23 protein-coding genes are annotated in these 20,276 nt (G+C 71.1%); 21 read left to right on the top strand and 2 right to left on the bottom strand.

What is annotated here, in order from left to right; genetic code table 11:
* The first annotated feature begins 88 nt into the window (after positions 1-88).
* On the top strand, positions 89-1,639 hold the full coding sequence (ffh, locus tag IE134_RS28265) for a signal recognition particle protein (protein ID WP_030715613.1): 1,551 nt from the start codon (positions 89-91) through the stop codon (positions 1,637-1,639).
* 60 nt (positions 1,640-1,699) lie between these two features.
* On the opposite strand, the gene IE134_RS28260 is transcribed toward ffh, so the two are convergent.
* Positions 1,700-2,584: a methyltransferase domain-containing protein gene (locus tag IE134_RS28260; protein WP_030715615.1), complete on the bottom strand. Its 885-nt coding sequence runs from the start codon at positions 2,582-2,584 to the stop codon at positions 1,700-1,702.
* A gap of 453 nt (positions 2,585-3,037) precedes the next feature.
* Here IE134_RS28260 and IE134_RS28255 point away from each other — a divergent pair, with 453 nt between their 5' ends.
* The 17 genes from IE134_RS28255 (at position 3,038) to IE134_RS28175 (ending at position 16,298) form a co-directional block, all read left to right on the top strand.
* The gene (locus tag IE134_RS28255) at positions 3,038-3,631 is read left to right on the top strand and encodes a hypothetical protein (protein WP_003965961.1); all 594 of its coding nucleotides are present in this window, start codon (positions 3,038-3,040) and stop codon (positions 3,629-3,631) included.
* Between the two features lie 158 nt (positions 3,632-3,789).
* Positions 3,790-4,230: a 30S ribosomal protein S16 gene (gene rpsP, locus IE134_RS28250; RefSeq protein WP_006127898.1), complete on the top strand. Its 441-nt coding sequence runs from the start codon at positions 3,790-3,792 to the stop codon at positions 4,228-4,230.
* Positions 4,231-4,232: 2 nt separating this feature from the next.
* Positions 4,233-4,472 (top strand): RNA-binding protein, encoded by a 240-nt coding sequence (locus tag IE134_RS28245; protein ID WP_003965959.1) that lies wholly within the window; start codon positions 4,233-4,235, stop codon positions 4,470-4,472.
* A gap of 118 nt (positions 4,473-4,590) precedes the next feature.
* On the top strand, positions 4,591-5,217 hold the full coding sequence (gene rimM / locus IE134_RS28240) for a ribosome maturation factor RimM (RefSeq protein ID WP_189432106.1): 627 nt from the start codon (positions 4,591-4,593) through the stop codon (positions 5,215-5,217).
* Positions 5,217-6,038, top strand: a complete 822-nt coding sequence (gene trmD / locus IE134_RS28235; RefSeq protein ID WP_030715620.1) for a tRNA (guanosine(37)-N1)-methyltransferase TrmD — start codon at positions 5,217-5,219, stop codon at positions 6,036-6,038. Before rimM ends, trmD begins: the two co-directional genes overlap by 1 nt.
* Positions 6,039-6,169: 131 nt before the next feature.
* Positions 6,170-6,520 (top strand): 50S ribosomal protein L19, encoded by a 351-nt coding sequence (gene rplS, locus IE134_RS28230; RefSeq protein ID WP_010061961.1) that lies wholly within the window; start codon positions 6,170-6,172, stop codon positions 6,518-6,520.
* A 66-nt stretch (positions 6,521-6,586) separates the two neighbouring features.
* Positions 6,587-7,357: a signal peptidase I gene (gene lepB, locus IE134_RS28225; protein WP_089116711.1), complete on the top strand. Its 771-nt coding sequence runs from the start codon at positions 6,587-6,589 to the stop codon at positions 7,355-7,357.
* On the top strand, positions 7,350-8,426 hold the full coding sequence (gene lepB / locus IE134_RS28220; protein WP_089117975.1) for a signal peptidase I: 1,077 nt from the start codon (positions 7,350-7,352) through the stop codon (positions 8,424-8,426). Before lepB (IE134_RS28225) ends, lepB (IE134_RS28220) begins: the two co-directional genes overlap by 8 nt.
* Complete coding sequence (lepB, locus tag IE134_RS28215; RefSeq protein WP_098017234.1) at positions 8,329-9,225, top strand: signal peptidase I; 897 nt, start codon at positions 8,329-8,331, stop codon at positions 9,223-9,225. The genes lepB (IE134_RS28220) and lepB (IE134_RS28215) overlap by 98 nt, the downstream gene beginning before the upstream one ends.
* Before the next feature lie 50 nt (positions 9,226-9,275).
* The gene (gene lepB, locus IE134_RS28210; RefSeq protein WP_030715635.1) at positions 9,276-10,034 is read left to right on the top strand and encodes a signal peptidase I; all 759 of its coding nucleotides are present in this window, start codon (positions 9,276-9,278) and stop codon (positions 10,032-10,034) included.
* Positions 10,031-10,519 (top strand): NUDIX hydrolase, encoded by a 489-nt coding sequence (locus IE134_RS28205; RefSeq protein WP_030715638.1) that lies wholly within the window; start codon positions 10,031-10,033, stop codon positions 10,517-10,519. The genes lepB (IE134_RS28210) and IE134_RS28205 overlap by 4 nt, the downstream gene beginning before the upstream one ends.
* A 64-nt stretch (positions 10,520-10,583) precedes the next feature.
* Positions 10,584-10,892: a DUF2469 domain-containing protein gene (locus IE134_RS28200; RefSeq protein ID WP_003965949.1), complete on the top strand. Its 309-nt coding sequence runs from the start codon at positions 10,584-10,586 to the stop codon at positions 10,890-10,892.
* 170 nt (positions 10,893-11,062) lie between these two features.
* Positions 11,063-11,422, top strand: a complete 360-nt coding sequence (locus tag IE134_RS28195) for a YraN family protein (RefSeq protein WP_032789180.1) — start codon at positions 11,063-11,065, stop codon at positions 11,420-11,422.
* Positions 11,422-13,044 carry a YifB family Mg chelatase-like AAA ATPase gene (locus IE134_RS28190; RefSeq protein WP_098017238.1) on the top strand — a complete coding sequence of 541 codons (1,623 nt, stop codon included), beginning with the start codon at positions 11,422-11,424 and terminating at the stop codon, positions 13,042-13,044. The genes IE134_RS28195 and IE134_RS28190 overlap by 1 nt, the downstream gene beginning before the upstream one ends.
* A gap of 353 nt (positions 13,045-13,397) precedes the next feature.
* Positions 13,398-14,510, top strand: a complete 1,113-nt coding sequence (gene dprA / locus IE134_RS28185; RefSeq protein WP_189432105.1) for a DNA-processing protein DprA — start codon at positions 13,398-13,400, stop codon at positions 14,508-14,510.
* Between the two features lie 254 nt (positions 14,511-14,764).
* Positions 14,765-15,601, top strand: coding sequence for an RNA polymerase sigma factor WhiG (gene whiG / locus IE134_RS28180; RefSeq protein ID WP_006127910.1), 837 nt, complete (start codon positions 14,765-14,767; stop codon positions 15,599-15,601).
* 139 nt (positions 15,602-15,740) lie between these two features.
* The gene (locus tag IE134_RS28175) at positions 15,741-16,298 is read left to right on the top strand and encodes a TetR/AcrR family transcriptional regulator (RefSeq protein WP_029182420.1); all 558 of its coding nucleotides are present in this window, start codon (positions 15,741-15,743) and stop codon (positions 16,296-16,298) included.
* 122 nt (positions 16,299-16,420) lie between these two features.
* On the opposite strand, the gene IE134_RS28170 is transcribed toward IE134_RS28175, so the two are convergent.
* On the bottom strand, positions 16,421-17,122 hold the full coding sequence (locus IE134_RS28170) for a murein hydrolase activator EnvC family protein (RefSeq protein WP_189432103.1): 702 nt from the start codon (positions 17,120-17,122) through the stop codon (positions 16,421-16,423).
* A gap of 322 nt (positions 17,123-17,444) precedes the next feature.
* Between IE134_RS28170 and rpsB the strand changes: the two genes are divergently transcribed.
* From rpsB to pyrH, 3 genes are all read left to right on the top strand, one after another.
* On the top strand, positions 17,445-18,359 hold the full coding sequence (gene rpsB, locus IE134_RS28165; RefSeq protein WP_006127913.1) for a 30S ribosomal protein S2: 915 nt from the start codon (positions 17,445-17,447) through the stop codon (positions 18,357-18,359).
* Positions 18,360-18,458: 99 nt separating this feature from the next.
* On the top strand, positions 18,459-19,295 hold the full coding sequence (gene tsf, locus IE134_RS28160) for a translation elongation factor Ts (protein ID WP_010061944.1): 837 nt from the start codon (positions 18,459-18,461) through the stop codon (positions 19,293-19,295).
* 161 nt (positions 19,296-19,456) lie between these two features.
* Positions 19,457-20,233, top strand: coding sequence for a UMP kinase (gene pyrH, locus IE134_RS28155; RefSeq protein ID WP_032789182.1), 777 nt, complete (start codon positions 19,457-19,459; stop codon positions 20,231-20,233).
* Positions 20,234-20,276: the final 43 nt, after the last annotated feature.

Below are 20,276 nucleotides of genomic sequence, written 5' to 3'. Positions count from 1 at the left end.
GGGCGAGGGCTTGGTGTTCTCCGGGGGACGGATACCCTGGAGGGCGATTGACCTGCCCCGCCCCCGACCCTGAGGACCGACGAGCGCCGTGTTCGATACTCTCTCCGACCGCCTTAGCGCGACTTTCAAGAACCTCAGGGGCAAGGGCCGCTTGTCCGAGGCCGACATCGACGCCACGGCACGCGAGATCCGTATCGCCCTGCTGGAAGCCGACGTCGCCCTGCCCGTGGTCCGGGCCTTCATCGCCAACGTCAAGGAGCGGGCGCGCGGCGTCGAGGTCTCCCAGGCGCTGAACCCCGCCCAGCAGGTCGTCAAGATCGTCAACGAGGAGCTCGTCGCCATCCTCGGCGGCGAGACCCGGCGGCTCCGGTTCGCCAAGACCGCGCCCACCGTGATCATGCTCGCCGGTCTCCAGGGTGCCGGTAAGACGACACTGGCCGGAAAGCTCGGCCTCTGGCTCAAGGGCCAGGGCCACTCCCCGCTGCTCGTCGCCTGTGACCTCCAGCGCCCCAACGCCGTCAACCAGCTGAGCGTCGTCGCCGAGCGCGCCGGCGTCGCGGTGTACGCCCCCGAGCCGGGCAACGGCGTCGGCGACCCGGTCCAGGTCGCCAAGGACTCCATCGAGTTCGCCAAGGCCAAGGTCCACGACATCGTCATCGTCGACACCGCGGGACGCCTCGGTATCGACCAGGAGCTGATGCGGCAGGCCGCGGACATCCGCGACGCCGTCAGCCCCGACGAGATCCTCTTCGTCGTCGACGCGATGATCGGTCAGGACGCGGTCAACACCGCCGAGGCCTTTCGCGACGGCGTCGGCTTCGACGGCGTGGTCCTCTCCAAGCTCGACGGCGACGCCCGCGGTGGCGCGGCCCTGTCGATCGCCCATGTCACGGGCAAGCAGATCATGTTCGCGTCGAACGGCGAGAAGCTGGAGGACTTCGACGCGTTCCACCCGGACCGGATGGCCTCCCGCATCCTCGACATGGGTGACCTGCTCACCCTGATCGAGCAGGCGGAGAAGACGTTCAGCCAGGAAGAGGCCGCCAAAATGGCCTCGAAGCTCCAGTCGAGCAAGGGTGGGAAGGACTTCACCCTCGACGACTTCCTGGCCCAGATGGAGCAGGTCCGCAAGATGGGCTCCATCTCCAAGCTGCTCGGGATGCTGCCCGGCATGGGGCAGATCAAGGACCAGATCAACAACATCGACGAGCGCGACATCGACCGCACCGCCGCGATCATCAAGTCGATGACGCCCAAGGAGCGGTCCGAGCCGACGATCATCAACGGTTCGCGCCGGGCCCGTATCGCCAAGGGTTCGGGCGTCGAGGTCTCCGCGGTCAAGAGCCTGGTGGAGCGCTTCTTCGAGGCCCGCAAGATGATGTCGAAGATGGCCCAGGGCGGCGGCATGCCCGGGATGCCGGGGATGCCCGGCATGGGCGGCGGTCCCGGCCGCCAGAAGAAGCAGGTCAAGCAGGCCAAGGGCAAGCGCAAGAGCGGCAACCCCATGAAGCGCAAGGCCGAGGAGGCAGCCGCCGCGGAGCGCCGCGAGCAGGCCGCGGCCCAGGGCGGCGCGTTCGGTCTGCCCGCCCAGGACGACAAGAACTTCGAGCTGCCGGACGAGTTCAAGAAGTTCATGTAAGCGAGCACGACACAGGTAAGGGGCGCCCTCGAGAGAGGGCGCCCCTTACGCGTGCGGCGCTCAGGTGACGCAGACCAGATAGCGGAAGACGTTCGGCATCCACACCGTGCCGTCCTCCCGCCGGTACGGATGGAGGGCCTCCGCGACCTCCTTCTCCACCTGGGAGCGGTCCGTGGCCCGTACGGCGGCGTCGAAGAGCCCGGTGGACAGCAGCCCGCGCACCGCGCTGCCCACGTCCGCGTAACCGAACGGGCAGGACACCCGGCCCGAACCGTCCGGCTTCAGCCCGGCCCGCGCCGCCACGTCCTCCAGATCGTCCCGGAGCGTCGGCCGCCACCTGCCCGGCTCCGTACGCGGCGGACGAGCGGTGTCCGCGAGGCGGGCGGCCACCTGGAGCACCGCGGCCGTGGCGCAGCGCTCGGGCGGACCCCAGCCGGTCAGCACCACCGTCGCGCCCCGGACCGCGAGCGGCACCGCGGAGCGCAGCGCCGGCACCAGCCCCTCGGAGTCCCCGGCCGCGCAGCCGATCGGCTCGAAGACCGTGATCAGGTTGTACGGAGAGCCGTCCGCGCCGACGGGCGCGGGATCCCCGTCCTGCAGCAGCCGGGCCCGACGGCGGGCCGGGTGCGGGGAGTGCGCGGGCGCGTCGTCCCAGCCCGCGTCGGGCAGCAGCCGCGCCCGGGCCAGCGCCAGGCGCTCCCGGTCGGAGTCCACACCCGTGACGTGCGCCCCCCGGGCCGCCGCGACGAGCATCGCGAGGCCCGAACCGCAGCCGAGGGACAGCATCCGGGTGGCGGCCCCGACTTCCATCCGGTCGTACACCGCCTCGTAGAGCGGCGCGAGCATGCGTTCCTGGATCTCGGCCCAGTCGCGTGCGCGGGTACCGGCGTCCGCCGGCGCGGAGGCGTCCGCGCCCAGCTGGTTCCGGACGAGCGTTGGTGTCATGGAAAGTGCCCCAATCCGCCAAGAGGTCGGTCGTGCCCGAGTGGACGTCCCCCGCGTGCGAGTGTTCCGCACCCCCGTAGCCAGAGAACTGCGCATCCGCCGTTCCGTCCAGGGGTTGTGGAGCAGTGCTTGCGTGCCCCGGTCGTGCGCCCCGTCCCACGTCTGCTCTCCGACCAGTCTTACCCGACACCCCGCGCCGGGCACGTCGAGCGGAGGGGAGGGTAGTCTTCCCGGCGGATTCGTCAGGGCCGCGGGCCGCCCGCGGCCCTCACATCGGCGGCCGCCGGGGGTACCGCACGCTGTGCACCACCTTGGTGCGAGCTGTGCGTCTTCTCCGCAGTTCTGCGTACCCGCCCTCGTCCGGACGCATCAAGGGCAACTGACTGGTACGTGCAAATTATTTGGGATGCCCCGGAATAGGAACACCGGGGCACTCGGGCTCGTTGTCACGACGTGAGCACGACACCACCTGTACTTGCCGCAGAGCTGGCACAGGCGTGGGCCGACATTCAGCGGTACCACCCCGAGCTGCCCGATCTTGCCGCGCCCGAGTCCCTGATCGGAGAGTCCTCGTCCGCCTGTGGCGCCGAGCTCTCCTTCGAGCGACTGCTCCATGAGGCAGTCCACGGCATCGCCGCCGCGAGAGGAGTCCGAGACACCTCCCGCGCCGGCCGCTACCACAACCGACGCTTCCTCGCGATCGCCGAGGAGCTGGGCCTCGATCACGCCGAGGAACCCCACCCCAGCAGCGGATTCTCCCTGGTCACGCTGAATCCGGAAGCCAAGCGCCGGTACCGTCCGACCACCGAACGGCTGCAGCGCGCCCTCAAGGCGCACACCGTCGCCACCGCCGCCGACACCAAGCGCTCCTTCCGCGGACCTGCCGCCCGGCACGGTTCGTCCGGAGGCGGCGTGCGGGTCAAGGCCGTCTGCGACTGCGGACGCAACGTCCGCGTCGTCCCGTCGGTCCTGGCGCAGGCGCCGATCGTCTGCGGCGGCTGCGGCAAGCCGTTCCGGATCCCGGAAGCGGCGGTCGCGGTGGGGTGAGCCGATGTGGTGTGGCACAATGGCTAGCTGTACTCGACAGTCGCACAGGACCCCTCTCTCCTCCGGCTGACGCGTCCATCGGGCACTCCGAGTACCGCAACCCCACGTGGCATCTTCGTTGTGCCCAACCACGTCAGAGACCAGGAGACACCACTTCCGTGGCAGTCAAGATCAAGCTGAAGCGTCTGGGCAAGATCCGTTCGCCTCACTACCGCATCGTCGTCGCCGACTCCCGTACCCGCCGTGACGGCCGGGCCATCGAGGAGATCGGCCTGTACCACCCGGTGCAGAACCCCTCGCGCATCGAGGTCAACTCGGAGCGTGCGCAGTACTGGCTGTCCGTCGGCGCCCAGCCGACCGAGCCGGTTCTCGCGATCCTGAAGCTCACCGGTGACTGGCAGGCCCACAAGGGTCTCCCGGCCCCCGCGCCGCTGCTGCAGCCGGAGCCCAAGGCTGACAAGCGCGCGCTGTTCGAGGCGCTGTCCGCGGACGGCGACGAGGCCAAGGGTGAGGCCATCACCCCCAAGGCCAAGAAGTCCGACAAGAAGGCGGACGAGGCGGCTGACGCTGCCGAGTCCACCGAGTCGACCGAGGCCTGAGCATGCTCGAGGAGGCTCTCGAGCACCTCGTGAAGGGCATCGTCGACAACCCCGACGACGTGCAGGTTGCCGAGCGCACCCTGCGCCGCGGGCGCGTGCTGGAGGTCCGGGTCCACCCCGACGACCTCGGCAAGGTGATCGGCCGTAACGGCCGCACCGCTCGCGCCCTGCGGACGGTCGTGGGTGCCATCGGCGGCCGCGGTATCCGTGTCGACCTCGTCGATGTGGACCAGGTTCGCTGATCAGCGAGTTGAACACCGGCCAGGGCCGGGGAGGGCCTTCGGGCCGTCCCCGGCCTTTGTCGTCGGCCACCCGGACGGTTCCTCCTCCCCGTCCGCACCCCATCAATCGGAGAACAGCGTGCAGTTGGTAGTCGCGCGGATCGGCCGCGCCCACGGCATCAAGGGCGAGGTCACCGTCGAGGTACGAACGGACGAGCCGGAGCTGCGGCTCGGCCCCGGCGCCGTCCTGGCCACCGAACCGGCGGCGACGGGCCCGCTGACGATCGAGGCGGGCCGGGTCCACAGCGGCCGGCTCCTGCTGCGCTTCGAGGGCGTACGCGACCGCACCGCCGCCGAGGCCCTGCGCAACACCCTCCTGATCGCCGAGGTGGACCCGGACGAACTGCCCGAGGAGGAGGACGAGTTCTACGACCACCAGCTGATCGACCTCGACGTGGTGCTCGCCGACGGCACCGAGATCGGCCGGATCACCGAGATCTCCCACCTGCCCTCGCAGGACCTGTTCATCGTGGAGCGTCCCGACGGCAGCGAGGTGATGATCCCCTTCGTCGAGGAGATCGTCACCGAGATCGACCTGGAGGAACAGCGTGCGGTCATCACCCCGCCGCCTGGTCTGATCGACGAGAGCGAGGCCGTGATCGCCTCCTCCCGCGACGAGGAGACCGGCGATGCGGCCTCCGGCGATGCGGCCTCCGGTGACGCGGCCTCCGGTGACGCGGCCGAGGCGCCGAAGGGCGACGCCTGATGCGGCTCGACGTCGTCACGATCTTCCCCGAGTACCTGGAACCGCTGAACGTCTCCCTCGTCGGCAAGGCCCGCGCCCGCGGCGTGCTGGACGTCCACGTCCACGACCTGCGGGAGTGGACGTACGACCGGCACAACACGGTCGACGACACCCCCTACGGCGGCGGACCCGGCATGGTCATGAAGACCGAGCCCTGGGGCGACGCCCTGGACGAGTCCCTGGCCGACGGCTACGAGGCCGGGGCGCACTCCCCGGTCCTCGTCGTGCCCACGCCCAGCGGCCGGCCGTTCACCCAGGAACTGGCCGTCGAACTCTCCGCCGAGCCCTGGCTGCTCTTCACCCCGGCCCGCTACGAGGGCATCGACCGCCGCGTGATCGACGAGTACGCCACCCGGCTGCGGGTCGTCGAGGTCTCCATCGGGGATTACGTGCTGGCCGGCGGGGAAGCGGCCGTCCTGGTGATCACGGAGGCGGTGGCCCGGCTGCTGCCCGGTGTCCTCGGCAACGCCGAATCCCACCGGGACGACTCCTTCGCCCCGGGCGCGATGGCCAACCTGCTGGAGGGCCCCGTCTACACCAAGCCGCCCGAGTGGCGCGGCCGGTCGATCCCGGACGTCCTGCTCAGCGGCCACCACGGGAAGATCGCGCGCTGGCGGCGCGACCAGGCCTTCGCCCGTACCGCCCTCAACCGCCCCGATCTGATCGAGCGGTGTGAGGCGAGCGCCTTCGACAAGAAGGACCGCGAGATCCTCTCCATCCTCGGCTTCGCACCGGAGCCCGGCGGCCGATTTTGGCGCAGGCCCACCGCCGTGGAAGAATAGGCCGCTGCTGTTCGTCCGGCGTGCGCCCCTGCCACAGGGGGAAAGACGCCCGCCCGACGCGATCAGCACTCCGAACTCTTCAACAACATTCCCGTCGATGACCTGTGGCATCGGCGAAGAAAGCAGAAACCATGGCTTCCCTGCTCGATGGCGTCAATGCCGCCACCCTCCGTTCGGACGTCCCGGCGTTCCGCCCCGGTGACACCGTCAACGTCCACGTGCGCGTGATCGAGGGCAACCGCTCCCGTATCCAGCAGTTCAAGGGTGTTGTCATCCGCCGCCAGGGCGCGGGCGTCAGCGAGACCTTCACGGTCCGCAAGGTCTCGTTCTCGGTCGGCGTCGAGCGCACCTTCCCGGTGCACAGCCCGATCTTCGAGAAGATCGAGCTCGTCACCCGCGGTGACGTCCGTCGCGCCAAGCTGTACTTCCTCCGTGAGCTGCGCGGCAAGGCCGCGAAGATCAAGGAGAAGCGCGACAACTGAGCTGTCGCCCGGTCATCCCCCTGCGGGTGACCCGTCCACAGCCTGGCCGGATAAGCTTCGGCCGCGATGGACACGCAAGCACAGCACTCGGAGCGCGACCGCTCCTCGGAACCCGACGCGGGGTCCGGGGAGAGGTCGCGCTTTTCGCGTACGCGGGCCCGCCTCGCCTCCGTACTGTCCTGGCGGCGGGTGCTCGCCGGGGCGGTCCTGGCCACCGTCGCCCTGCTGCTGTTCAGCTCCTACGTGGTCCAGCCCTTCCTGATCCCCAGCCGCTCGATGGAACCCACGCTGCAGGTCGGCGACCGGGTGCTCGTGAACAAGCTGGCGTACCGTTTCGGCGCCGAGCCCGAGCGCGGCGACGTGGTGGTCTTCGACGGCACAGGATCGTTCGTACGGGAGGACCTCGACGCGAACCCCCTGGCCGGGCTGGTGCGCGGGGCGGCGGCCTCCCTGGGGCTCGCGGAGCCCGCCGACACCGACTTCGTGAAGCGGGTGGTGGGCGTGGGCGGGGACCGCGTCGTCTGCTGCGACAAGCAGGGGAGGCTCGCGGTCAACGGCACCGTGGTGGACGAGCCGTATCTGTACCCCGGTGACACCGCTTCCCGGGTGCCCTTCGACATCGTGGTGTCCGCCGGCACCCTGTGGATGATGGGCGACCACCGCAGCCGCTCCAGCGACTCCCGGGACCACCTCGGATCGCCCGGCGGCGGGATGGTCCCCGTCGAGCGGGTGACCGGCCGGGTGGACTGGCTGGGCTGGCCGCCCGCCCGGGTCGGCTCGCTGACCGGGACCGGCGCCTTCGGTGACGTACGGGCGCCTGGCGCGGCGCATGGGTAACCGCGGACGCCCGCGCGGCGCATCCGACCCCCGCGCGTCCCTGCCGACCGGGACCAGGCCGACCGCGCCCCGCTCGCTGCCCACCCGGGCGGAGCGCCGCAAGCTCGCCAAGAAGGTCCGGCGCAAGCGCCGCAGGTCCGCGGTGAAGGAGATACCCGTCCTCGTCGTCGTGGCGCTGCTGATCGCGCTCGTGCTGAAGACGTTCCTGGTCCAGGCGTTCGTCATCCCGTCCGGGTCGATGGAACAGACCATCCGGATCGGCGACCGGGTGCTCGTGGACAAGCTGACCCCGTGGTTCGGATCGAAGCCGCAGCGCGGCGACGTCGTGGTCTTCAAGGACCCCGGCGGCTGGCTCCAGCAGGAGAACCCCGGGGAGAAGAAGGACCCGCCGATCGGCGTCAAGCAGGCCACCGAGCTGCTGACCTTCATCGGGCTGCTGCCGTCCGACGACGAGCAGGACCTGATCAAGCGGGTCATCGCGGTCGGCGGCGACACCGTGAAGTGCTGCGGCGAGGACGGCCGGGTCACCGTCAACGGCGTACCGCTGGCCGAGACGTACCTGCACCCCGACGACCGGCCCTCGACCATCTCGTTCGAGGTGAAGGTCCCCGAGGGGCGGCTCTTCGTGATGGGGGACCACCGGTCCGACTCCGCCGACTCCCGCTTCCACCTCGACGAACCCGGCCGGGGCACGGTCGCCGAGGAGGAGGTCGTGGGACGGGCCGTCGTGATCGCCTGGCCGTTCGGCCACTGGAGCACCCTGGAGGAGCGCGACGCCTTCCGCGCGGTCCCGGACTCGCGAGCATCGGAGGCGGCGGTTCCGGCCCGGTCGAATAGTGTGGCACCTCCGGATCGCGATGGAATGGTCCGGCTCCCGACCCCTGCGGAACTCCCGCTCGTTATGGGAGTGGTGGGCCTGCGTCTGATGGGGCGCGGGCAGTGGCACGTATTGAGGAGTGGATGTGGGGGATTTGGCGGTCGGCGCACGATCCGGACACGACGAACCCGAGGACCGGCCGGAGCGCGACGAGTCTCCCGCGGGCGGGGCGGCGGTCCCGCCGGAGGGTGAGGGCGACGCCACGGGCGGCGGCACGCCCCCGAAGGGCAAGAAGCAGCGGTCCTTCTGGGTGGAGCTGCCGCTGCTCGTCGGTATCGCCCTGATCCTGGCGCTGCTGATCAAGACGTTCCTGGTCCAGGCGTTCTCGATCCCCTCGGACTCCATGCAGAACACCCTGCAGCGGGGCGACCGGGTGCTGGTCGACAAGCTGACCCCGTGGTTCGGCTCGGAGCCGGAGCGCGGCGAGGTCGTGGTGTTCCACGACCCGGGCGGCTGGCTCGAGGACACCGTGACCCCGGAGCCCAACGCGGTGCAGAAGTTCCTGAGCTTCATCGGCCTGATGCCGTCCTCCGAGGAGAAGGACCTGATCAAGCGGGTCATCGCGGTCGGCGGCGACACCGTGGAGTGCAAGGAGAACGGCCCGGTCACGGTCAACGGGAAGAGCCTCGACGAGAAGTCGTTCATCTTCCCGGGGAACACCCCGTGCAACGACAAGCCCTTCGGCCCGATCAAGGTGCCCGAGGGCCGGATCTTCGTCATGGGCGACCACCGGCAGAACTCCCTGGACTCGCGCTACCACCAGGAGCTCCCGGGGCAGGGCACGGTCTCCAACGAAGAGGTCGTCGGCCGCGCGATCGTCGTCGCCTGGCCGCTCAGCCGCTGGGCGACCCTTCCGGTCCCCGACACCTTCGACCAGCCCGGTCTGAACGCGGCCGCCGCGATGGCTCCGGCGGCACTGGGTGTAGCCGGAGCGGTGCCCCTCGTGTTGTGGCGCCGCCGGAGGCTGACCGCCCGGCGTACCGCCGGGTAGGGTGCCGACTCGGATCAGCGATTGTCGATCTCCGACGGGGGAGCGCTGGGATGAGCGGTACAGGAAACGCGAAAGACGGCCGCGGCCGGCTCGGCGCCATGGTGTCGGGCCTCGCCGTGGCCGTCGGCTGTGTGCTCTTCCTCGGCGGTTTCGCCTGGGCGGCGGTGGTCTACCAGCCGTACACGATCCCGACCGACTCCATGGCCCCGACGGTGAACCCCGGCGACCGGGTGCTCGCCGAGCGGATAGACGGGGCCGACGTCCGGCGCGGTGACGTGGTGGTCTTCACCGACGAGGTCTGGGCCGCCACACCGATGGTGAAGCGCGTCGTCGGGATCGGCGGCGACAAGGTGGCCTGCTGCGGCAAGGACGGCCGCCTCACCGTCAACGGGACCCCCGTCGACGAGCCGTACGTCGAGCAGGGCCCGACGGCCGCCGGCGGCAAGGGGGCCCCCGCCTCGCCCCAGGAATTCTCCGCCACCGTGCCGAAGGGCAAGATCTTCCTCCTCGGCGACGAACGGGCCACCTCCCTGGACTCCCGGGTCCACCTCCAGGACGCCGGCCAGGGCTCCGTACCGCTGAGCGCCGTCCAGGCCCGGGTGGATGCGGTGGCCTGGCCGATGGACGGCATGATCGACCGGCCCTCCTCGTTCGCCGCGCTGCCCGGCGGGGTGTCCGCCGCCGGGCCCCTGCCGCTCCAACTGGGCGCGATCCTGGTGGGGGTCGCCCTGATCCTCGGCGGGGCGGTGTACGGGCCTGTGGCGGCGCGCCTGGGCCGCCGGAGGGCGCCTGCCGGAGGGGCCCGGTGACCTCCGGAGCCCGCAAGGTCGCCCGGGTGGTCCTTCTGGACCCCGACGACCGCGTCCTGCTGCTCCACGGCCATGAACCGGATGATCCGGCCGACACCTGGTGGTTCACCCCGGGCGGCGGCCTGGAGGGCGACGAGACCCGGGAGCAGGCGGCCCGCCGGGAGCTCGCCGAGGAGACCGGGATCACGGACATCGAGCTGGGCCCGCTGCTGTGGACCCGGATCTGCTCCTTCCCGTTCGACGGGCGCCGCTGGGACCAGGACGAGTGGTACTACCTCGCCCGTACGACGCAGACCGCGACCGCCCCGCAGGGCCTCACCGACCTGGAACTGCGCAGCGTCGCCGGTCTGCGGTGGTGGACTTCCGCCGAACTTCTCGCGACGCGTGAGACGGTGTACCCGACCAGACTCGCCGAGCTGCTGCGCACGCTCCTCGACGAGGGTCCCCCGCGTGATCCGCTGGTTCTGGCCCCCGAAATCGTCTAATCGTCCAGGGGTGCCGAAGGCTGACGCACAATGGGGGCACGCACGGCTGAAGGGGAAACATGCCATGAGCGCCGAGGACCTCGAAAAGTACGAGACCGAGATGGAGCTGAAGCTCTACCGGGAGTACCGCGATGTCGTCGGTCTGTTCAAATATGTGATCGAGACCGAACGGCGCTTCTACCTCACCAACGACTACGAGATGCAGGTGCACTCCGTCCAGGGTGAGGTTTTCTTCGAGGTGTCCATGGCGGACGCCTGGGTCTGGGACATGTACCGGCCTGCCAGGTTCGTCAAGCAGGTCCGCGTGCTGACCTTCAAGGACGTCAACATCGAAGAGCTCAACAAGAGCGATCTGGAACTTCCGGGAGGCTGACCCCGCGCGGCCCCATGGAGCCGGGGCCGCCGACACGTGCGTCGCACGTCGCAAGGAGAAGCCCGGTCACCCGTGTGGGTGGCCGGGTTTTCCACATCCGCGGAGTTGTCCACCAAGATCCACATCTTTCGGCGGGCCGGGTCACAGTCGGTGCCGGAGGTGGTGCCGACATGAACGCACGGGGGGCACTCGGGCGGTACGGCGAGGATCTGGCGGCCCGGCTGCTGGCCGAAGCCGGGATGACGGTGGTCGGGCGGAACTGGCGCTGTCGCGCCGGAGAGATCGACATCGTGGCCAGGGACGGGGACGCGCTGGTCTTCTGCGAGGTGAAGACGCGCAGGTCGGACGGGTTCGAACACCCCATGGCCGCGGTCGGCCCGGTCAAGGCGGACCGGCTGAGGCGGCTCGCCGAGATCTGGCTGGAGCGGCACGGCGGGCCACCGCCCGGCGGGGTCCGCATCGATCTGGTGGGGGTGATCGTGCCCCGGCGCGGTGCCCCGGTCACGGAGCACGCCCGGGGGGTGTCCTGATGGGGTTCGCACGCGCGTGTTCCGTGGCGCTGGTCGGCGTCGAGGGGGTGGTGGTGGAGGTCCAGGCGGACCTGGAGCCGGGGGTGGCGGCCTTCACCCTGGTCGGGCTGCCGGACAAGAGCCTGGTGGAGAGCCGGGACCGGGTGCGGGCGGCCGTCGTCAATTCCGGGGCCGAGTGGCCGCAGAAGAAGCTCACGGTCGGGCTCTCCCCGGCCTCCGTCCCGAAAAGCGGTTCGGGTTTCGATCTCGCCGTGGCGTGTGCGGTGCTCGGCGCGGCGGAGCGGATCGACCCCGCGATGGTCGCCGACGTGGTGATGATCGGCGAACTGGGCCTGGACGGCCGGGTCCGTCCGGTACGGGGCGTGCTGCCCGCGGTCCTCGCGGCGGCCGAAGCGGGGTACGAGCAGGTCGTCGTCCCCGAGCAGACGGCCGGGGAGGCGGCCCTGGTGCCGGGGGTCTCGGTCCTCGGCGTCCGGAGCCTGCGCCAGCTCATCGCCGTCCTGTGCGACGAACCGGTGCCCGAGGAGCCCGCCGACGGCCAGGGTCGCCCCGACGCCATGCTGGCCGGGCTCATGATCCCCGGCACCGGCCTCGGTACGGGGCTCGCACCGGCCGCCGCGCGGGGCGACGGGCACCGGCCGGACCTGGCGGACGTCGCGGGGCAGCTGCGCCCGCGCCAGGCGCTGGAGGTGGCCGCGGCCGGCGGGCACCACTTACTCCTCTCGGGTCCGCCGGGCGCGGGCAAGACCATGCTGGCCGAGCGGCTGTCGGCGGTCCTGCCGCCGCTGACCCGGCAGGAATCCCTCGAAGTGACGGCGGTCCACTCCGTGGCGGGCATCCTCCCCCCGGGTGAACCGCTCGTCTCCCGGGCGCCCTACTGCGCTCCGCACCACTCGGCGACCATGCAGTCCCTGGTGGGCGGGGGGAACGGAATCCCGAGGCCGGGCGCGGTCTCGCTCGCCCACCGAGGCGTGCTCTTCCTCGACGAGGCCCCCGAATTCTCGGGCAAGGCCCTGGACGCGCTGCGCCAGCCGCTGGAGTCGGGCCATGTGGTCGTCGCGCGGGCGGCGGGGGTGGTGCGGCTGCCCGCCCGGTTCTTGATGGTCCTGGCGGCCAATCCGTGTCCCTGCGGGCGCCACACGCTCACGGGCGCGGGCTGCGAGTGCCCGCCCTCGGTGGTCCGCCGCTACCAGGCGAGGCTGTCCGGCCCTCTGCTCGACCGGGTGGACCTGCGGGTCGAGGTGGAGCCGGTCGACCGAGCGGACTTCCTGGGCCAGGGCGGCCGGGGCGAGTCGACTGAGGTCGTCGCCGCACGGGTACGGGACGCCAGGGCCCGGGCGGCCGAGCGGCTGGCCGGCACCCCGTGGACCATGAACAGCGAGGTCCCGGGCCACGAGCTGCGGACCCGTCTGTTGGTGGCCCCGGGGGCACTGGCGGCGGCGGAACGGGACCTGGAACGCGGAATCCTCACGGCCCGCGGCTTGGACCGGGTGCTGAGGGTGGCCTGGACGGTGGCGGACCTACGCGCCGCCGACCGTCCGGACGCCTCGGACGTGGCGGTCGCCCTGGAACTGCGGACGGGCATCCAGCGCGGGGTGCCGATGGGGGCGGGGGAGCGGTGACCGGGGTGATGGGCGAGCAGGGGCGGGGGGTGGCCGCCGGGGCAGGGCCCGGCCCGGTACCGGAGCACGGACCGGATCCCGCGCACGGACTCGGCGGGGAGCGGGAGTGGGAGTGCGGCCCGGGTCCGGAACCCGGGCATGGGCCGGGGCGGGGCGGGGAGCCCGGGCTTGACCGGGAGCGAGGCCCGGATCCCGCGCACGGGCTCGCCCCGGAGTGCGGCCCCGGGCGGGAGCACGGACTCTTCCCGGAACGCGACTCCGGCCGGGAGCGTGACGGGGGTCGGGATCTCTGTACGGAGCCGCGGGACCGGGACCGCGACGCCCAGCGGTTGGCCAGGGCTGCGTTGACGCGGGTGCTGGAGCCGGGGGACGAGCGTGCCGGGCGGTGGCTGCGGTTCATCGGTCCGGTCGAGCTGATGCGGAGGCTCACCGTCGAGGACGGCTCCGCCGAGAAGCTGCCGGGCATGACCGCCGCGCGGCTCGGCGGCTACCGGCTGCGGGCGGCCGCCACGGAGCCGAGGCGGGACCTGGCCGCGGTCGCCGCGGTGGGCGGGCGCTTCGTCTGCCCGGGCGACGGGGAGTGGCCGAGCCAGCTGGACGACCTCGGCGACGCGCGGCCCGTCGGGCTCTGGGTGCGGGGGCGGCCCGACCTGCGGCTGTGGTCCCTGCGCTCGGTCGCGGTGGTCGGGGCGAGGGCCTGCACCCCGTACGGGGCGCACATGGCGGCCACCCTCGGCTCCGGGCTCGCGGAGCGCGGCTGGGTGGTGGTGTCGGGGGCGGCGTTCGGGGTGGACGGGGCCGCCCACCGGGGCGCGCTGGCCGCGGGCGGGGCGACGACGGCGGTGCTTGCCTGCGGTGTCGATGTAACCTACCCGCGCGGGCACGCGGAGTTGCTCGGGCGCATGGCCCAACAGGGCCTGATCGTCGCCGAGTTGCCACCGTCATCCCACCCCACTCGCAGCCGGTTCATCCTGCGCAACCGCGTCATCGCCGCGCTGACCAGGGGCACGGTCGTGGTCGAGGCCGAATACCGCAGCGGCTCGCTGGTCACCGCCCGCCAGGCACAACGGCTCGGCCGCTTCTCGATGGGCGTTCCGGGGCCGGCCACCAGCGGGCTGTCGGCAGGGGTGCATGAGCTGTTGCGCGGCGAGGGCGTACTCGTCACCGACGCGGACGAAATCGTCGAGCTGGTCGGGGACATCGGCGACCTCCCGCCGGCCCGCCGCGGCCCGGTGCTGCCCAGGGACCACCTGGACGCGGTCACCGCACGGGTCCTCGACGCGCTCCCCTATCACGGGGTCACCCACCCCCGTGACCTCGCGCGCACCGCGGGGACCTCGGCCGACGAAACGCTCGGTCGACTGTACGAACTGCACTCACTGGGGTTCGTCGAACGCCAAGGCGACGCCTGGCGGTTGACGCCTCCTTCGGCACGCAACGACGACGCGCGGCGAGGCGATACTTGACCTGGAGCATTCGGGTGAAAAGGTAAGGCCGATGACCTCGCACGATCGATCGGTGACCTGTCCGGGACCCGCGCCAACGGCGACGGCCCCGGTCCCGGACGGGCGCCGACGGCGCAAGGGGCGACCGGCAATCGCGCGGCGGGGAACTCCCGTCCTGCGCGGACTGCGACGCCGCAGTCACGCTACGCTCACAAGGATTCCGCTTCAGACACAAGTCCCCCAGCACTTCACGGCAGAACGGCTCAAGGCACCACATGCCCCAGCACACCTCCGGGTCTGACCGCGCGGCGAAACCACCGGTTGCGCGTGGCACTGTGCGCCCTCCCGCTCCCTCCTCCCTCGACGAGTTGTGGCGTTCCTACAAGACCACGGGCGACGAGCGGCTGCGGGAACAGCTGATCCTGCACTACTCGCCGCTCGTGAAGTACGTCGCGGGCCGGGTGAGCGTGGGGCTGCCCTCCAACGTCGAGCAGGCCGACTTCGTCTCCTCCGGGGTCTTCGGACTGATCGACGCCATCGAGAAGTTCGACATCGAGCGGGCCATCAAGTTCGAGACGTACGCGATCACCCGGATCCGCGGCGCGATGATCGACGAACTCCGGGCCCTGGACTGGATCCCGCGGTCCGTCCGGCAGAAGGCGCGGAACGTGGAGCGCGCGTACGCCACGCTGGAGGCACAGTTCCGGCGGACGCCATCGGAGGCCGAGGTCGCCTCGGAGATGGGCATCGCGCTGGAGGAACTGCACGCCGTTTTCAGCCAGTTGTCGCTGGCGAACGTGGTCGCCCTGGAAGAGCTGCTGCACGTCGGCGGCGAGGGCGGCGACCGGCTGAGCCTGATGGACACCCTGGAGGACACCGCCGCCGACAATCCGGTGGAGGTCGCCGAGGACCGCGAGCTGCGAAGACTGCTCGCGCGGGCCATCAACACCCTCCCCGACCGCGAGAAGACCGTGGTGACCCTCTACTACTACGAGGGCCTCACCCTGGCGGAGATCGGCAACGTCCTCGGGGTGACCGAGAGCCGGGTCAGCCAGATCCACACCAAGTCCGTCCTCCAGCTCCGGGCGAAGCTGGCCGACGCGGGCCGCTGACCTCCCGCCGGTATCCCTCACCGGTATCCCCCACCGGGTCCCTCTCCGTACCCGCCGGCCGTCCGATCGGTGGCTGTGCCCTTCCTCCACGCGCCTGCCGCCGTAGAGTGGATGCGTGCCCAGGATTCGAGCGGCCTCCGTGGCCGAGCACCGGACCATGCAGCGCGGCGCCCTCCTGGACGCCGCGCGCTCCCTGCTGTCCGAGGGCGGTACGGAAGCGTTGACCTTCCCCGCACTCGCCGAGCGCACGGGCCTCGCGCGGTCCTCCGTGTACGAGTACTTCCGCTCCCGTGCCGCCGTCGTCGAGGAGCTGTGCGCCGTCGACTTCCCCGTCTGGGCGGCCGAGGTCGAGAACGCCATGCAGCGCGCCGAGACGCCCGAGGCGAAGATCGAGGCGTATGTGCGCCGCCAGCTCGACCTCGTCGGCGACCGCCGCCACCGCGCGGTCGTCGCGATCTCCGCGAGCGAGCTGGACGCCGGTGCCCGGGAGAAGATCCGGGCCGCGCACGGCGGGCTGATCGCCATGATCGTCGAAGCGCTCGGCGACCTGGGCCACACCCAGCCGAGGCTGGCCGCCATGCTCCTGCAGGGGTCGGTCGACGCCGCCGTACGCCGGATCGAACTGGGCGTCGCCGAGGAGCCGGGTGTCATCGCGGACACCGCCGTCGCGATGGTCCTGCGCGGTGTGAGCGGCTGACCCGCCCCTGCCCCCGGCGGAACGCCCCGCCGCTTCCCGAACCGGGGCTCCGCCCCGGACCTCGCTCCTCAAACGCCGGAGGGGCTGGGTGGTAAGTGCGGCCCCGCCCCGAACCCCGCTCCTCAGGCACCGGAGGAGCCGGGTGGGTGTGGCTCCGGCACCCCGAACACCGGCAGCAACCGCGAAGGCCCCCTCCGCAGCAGTCCGGGCGGCAGGAGCGAGAGCGGGTCCAGATAGGCGTCCCCGCGCCGCAACCCCCAGTGCAGGCAGTCCGCCGCACAGTGGAACGGCCCCGCCTCCAGCACCCCGACCGGCTGGCCCGCGCGTACGGTCGCGCCCTCCTCGACCAGCGACCGTACCGGCTCGTACGTGGTGCGCAGTGGCGGCGAACCGCTCCCGGCCACCTCGACGGCGAGCACCCCGCGTCCCGCCACCCGCCCCGCGAACGACACCCGGCCGTCGGCGGCCGCCAGCACCCGGGCGCCCGGCCCCGCCGCGAGATCCACACCGCGGTGGCCGGGTCCGTACGGGTCGGCGGGCGGCTCCCACCCCCGTAACAGCGCCGGTCTCCCCGCCAGCGGCCAGCTCCGGGCCCCGCTGTCCGCGTCCACGCCGGCATCCGCACCCGGGAGGGAGACCAACGCCCCGGTCGGTACGGAGGCCGGGCCGGGCGCGGACGGCCGGGACGATCCGGTCGGCCCGGACGCCCCGGTCAGCCCGCCCGGTCCGGCCGGAAGCAGCACGTACAGCAGAAGCCCCAGCAGCGGGAGCGGCAGCAGGGGACGGAGGGCGGGGGAGCGGCGTGGGCCGCGGTGGTGGCGCATGCCCGTCACCATGTCCCGGAGGCCGGGATTCCGGGGATCATGGGCCGTTCCTGTGGACTACTCACCGGTTGTGGACATCCCCGTCACCCGATGGTGGTGCCGCCGTCACCTGGCCATGGACATCGCCGTCACCCGGCACTCAGCCGGTCCCGTACACTTCTTACGGCGATCCGGGTCACCGGGTCGACTTCGCACGCCCCGCCACCTCCCTCTTCTCGGAGGTGGCCGCGCTCCTCGGTCCCTCGTGGCACGGCGCGTCGGGGCGTCAGGCGCGAACGCAAACCTGCGGTCGCGATAACCGAGTACCTCAAGGAGTACGGCCATGGCCGTCGTCACGATGCGGGAGCTGCTGGAAAGCGGCGTCCACTTCGGTCACCAGACCCGTCGCTGGAACCCGAAGATGAAGCGCTTCATCTTCACCGAGCGCAACGGCATCTACATCATCGACCTGCTCCAGTCGCTGTCGTACATCGACCGCGCCTACGAGTTCGTCAAGGAGACCGTCGCCCACGGCGGCTCCATCATGTTCGTGGGTACGAAGAAGCAGGCCCAGGAGGCCATCGCCGAGCAGGCGACGCGCGTCGGCATGCCGTACGTCAACCAGCGTTGGCTCGGTGGCATGCTCACCAACTTCTCCACCGTCTACAAGCGCCTTCAGCGTCTGAAGGAGCTCGAGCTCATCGACTTCGAGGACGTGGCCGCCTCCGGCCTCACCAAGAAGGAGCTCCTGGTCCTCTCGCGCGAGAAGGCCAAGCTGGAGAAGACCCTCGGTGGTATCCGCGAGATGCAGAAGGTGCCCAGCGCCGTCTGGATCGTCGACACCAAGAAGGAGCACATCGCCGTCGGTGAGGCGCGCAAGCTCCACATCCCGGTCGTCGCGATCCTCGACACCAACTGCGACCCCGACGAGGTCGACTACAAGATTCCGGGCAACGACGACGCGATCCGCTCCGTCACCCTGCTCACCCGCGTGATCGCCGACGCCGTCGCCGAGGGCCTCATCGCCCGCTCCGGTGCCGCCACCGGTGACTCGAAGCCGGGCGAGAAGGCCGCCGGCGAGCCCCTCGCCGAGTGGGAGCGCGACCTGCTCGAGGGCGACAAGAAGGACGAGACCGCGGCTGCCGCCGAGGTCCAGTCCTCCGCCGAGACCGAGAAGGTCGCCGACGCCGAGAAGCCGGCCGAGGCCGTCGCCGAGGCCGAGGCTCCGGCCGCGGACGCGGACGCCGAGCAGGCCTGACACCCGTCACGGCTGCTGACGGCGGGGGCCGACGCCACAAGCGTCGCCCCCGCCGTTCACCCGTAGATCTTTCAGACTTCGAGAGAGACATACAGACTCATGGCGAACTACACCGCCGCTGACGTCAAGAAGCTCCGCGAGCTCACCGGCGCCGGCATGATGGACTGCAAGAAGGCGCTCGACGAGGCCGACGGCAACGTCGACAAGGCCGTCGAGGCGCTCCGTATCAAGGGCCAGAAGGGCGTCGCCAAGCGCGAGGGCCGTTCCGCCGAGAACGGTGCCGTCGTCTCCCTCATCTCCGAGGACAAGACGTCCGGCGTTCTGCTCGAGCTGAAGTGCGAGACGGACTTCGTCGCCAAGGGTGACAAGTTCCAGACCGTCGCCAACACGCTCGCCGCGCACGTCGCCGCGACCTCCCCGGCCGACATCGCCGCGCTCCTCGCCTCCGAGATCGAGCCCGGCAAGACCGTCCAGGCGTACGTCGACGAGGCCAACGCCAACCTCGGCGAGAAGATCGTCCTGGACCGCTTCGCGCAGTTCACCGGCGAGTACGTCTCCGTGTACATGCACCGCACCATGCCCGACCTGCCCCCGCAGATCGGTGTTCTGGTCGAGCTGGACAAGGCCGACGCCGAACTGGCCAAGGGCATCGCGCAGCACATCGCCGCCTTCGCCCCGAAGTACCTGTCCCGCGAGGACGTCCCGGCCGAGGTCGTCGAGGCCGAGCGCCGCGTCGCCGAGGAGACCACCCGCGCCGAGGGCAAGCCCGAGGCCGCCCTCCCGAAGATCGTCGAGGGTCGGGTCAACGGCTTCTTCAAGGAGGCCACCCTCCTGGGCCAGCCGTACGCGCTGGACGCCAAGAAGTCCGTCCAGAAGGTCCTGGACGAGGCCGGTGTCACCCTGAAGCGCTTCTCGCGCATCAAGGTCGGCATCTGAGTCCGTCCGGGCGAACAGCGTCGGACCCGATAGGGTCTGACGCAGTCGACGGCCGCACTCACGCCGGACGACCGCAGATCTGACGAGGAGGCCATTGCCGCTGTAGGGACACCAGACCCACCGGCAATGGCCTTCTTCGTATGTGCACGAGGAGAATTTCCATGGACAAGGGCGCGGACGCCATTCAGGCCGACGACAAGCGCGACGACGACAAGGGTTCCGGGCGCTTCATGCTGAAGCTCTCCGGTGAGGCATTCGCCGGCGGCGGCGGTCTCGGCGTCGACCCCGACGTCGTGCACACCATCGCCCGCGAGATCGCCGCCGTCGTCCGCGACGGCGCCCAGATCGCGGTGGTCATCGGAGGAGGCAACTTCTTCCGTGGTGCCGAGCTCCAGCAGCGCGGCATGGACCGGGCCCGGTCCGACTACATGGGCATGCTCGGCACCGTCATGAACTGCCTGGCGCTCCAGGACTTCCTGGAGAAGGAAGGCATCGACTCGCGCGTCCAGACCGCCATCACCATGGGCCAGGTCGCCGAGCCGTACATCCCGCTCCGTGCCGTACGGCACCTGGAGAAGGGGCGCGTGGTGATCTTCGGCGCCGGTATGGGCATGCCCTACTTCTCCACCGACACCACCGCCGCGCAGCGCGCCCTGGAGATCGACGCCGAGGCGCTCCTCATGGGGAAGAACGGGGTGGACGGGGTCTACGACTCCGACCCGAAGAACAACCCCGGCGCGGTGAAGTTCGACGCACTGGAGTACGGCGAGGTGATCGCCCGCGATCTGAAGGTCGCCGACGCCACCGCCATCACGCTCTGCCGTGACAACAAGCTGCCGATCCTCGTCTTTGAGCTGACCGCCCTGGGCAATATCGCTCGCGCGGTCAAGGGTGAGAAGATCGGCACGCTCGTGAGCGACGAGAGCACCCGGGCCTGACGGCCCCCCAGGATGGACAACGGCCTGCCGGTCGGACACCGTG

The organism is Streptomyces rubiginosohelvolus (genome assembly GCF_014649875.1).
Lineage (GTDB): Bacteria > Actinomycetota > Actinomycetes > Streptomycetales > Streptomycetaceae > Streptomyces > Streptomyces rubiginosohelvolus.
This window is presented reverse-complemented; position numbering and strand designations above follow the sequence as displayed.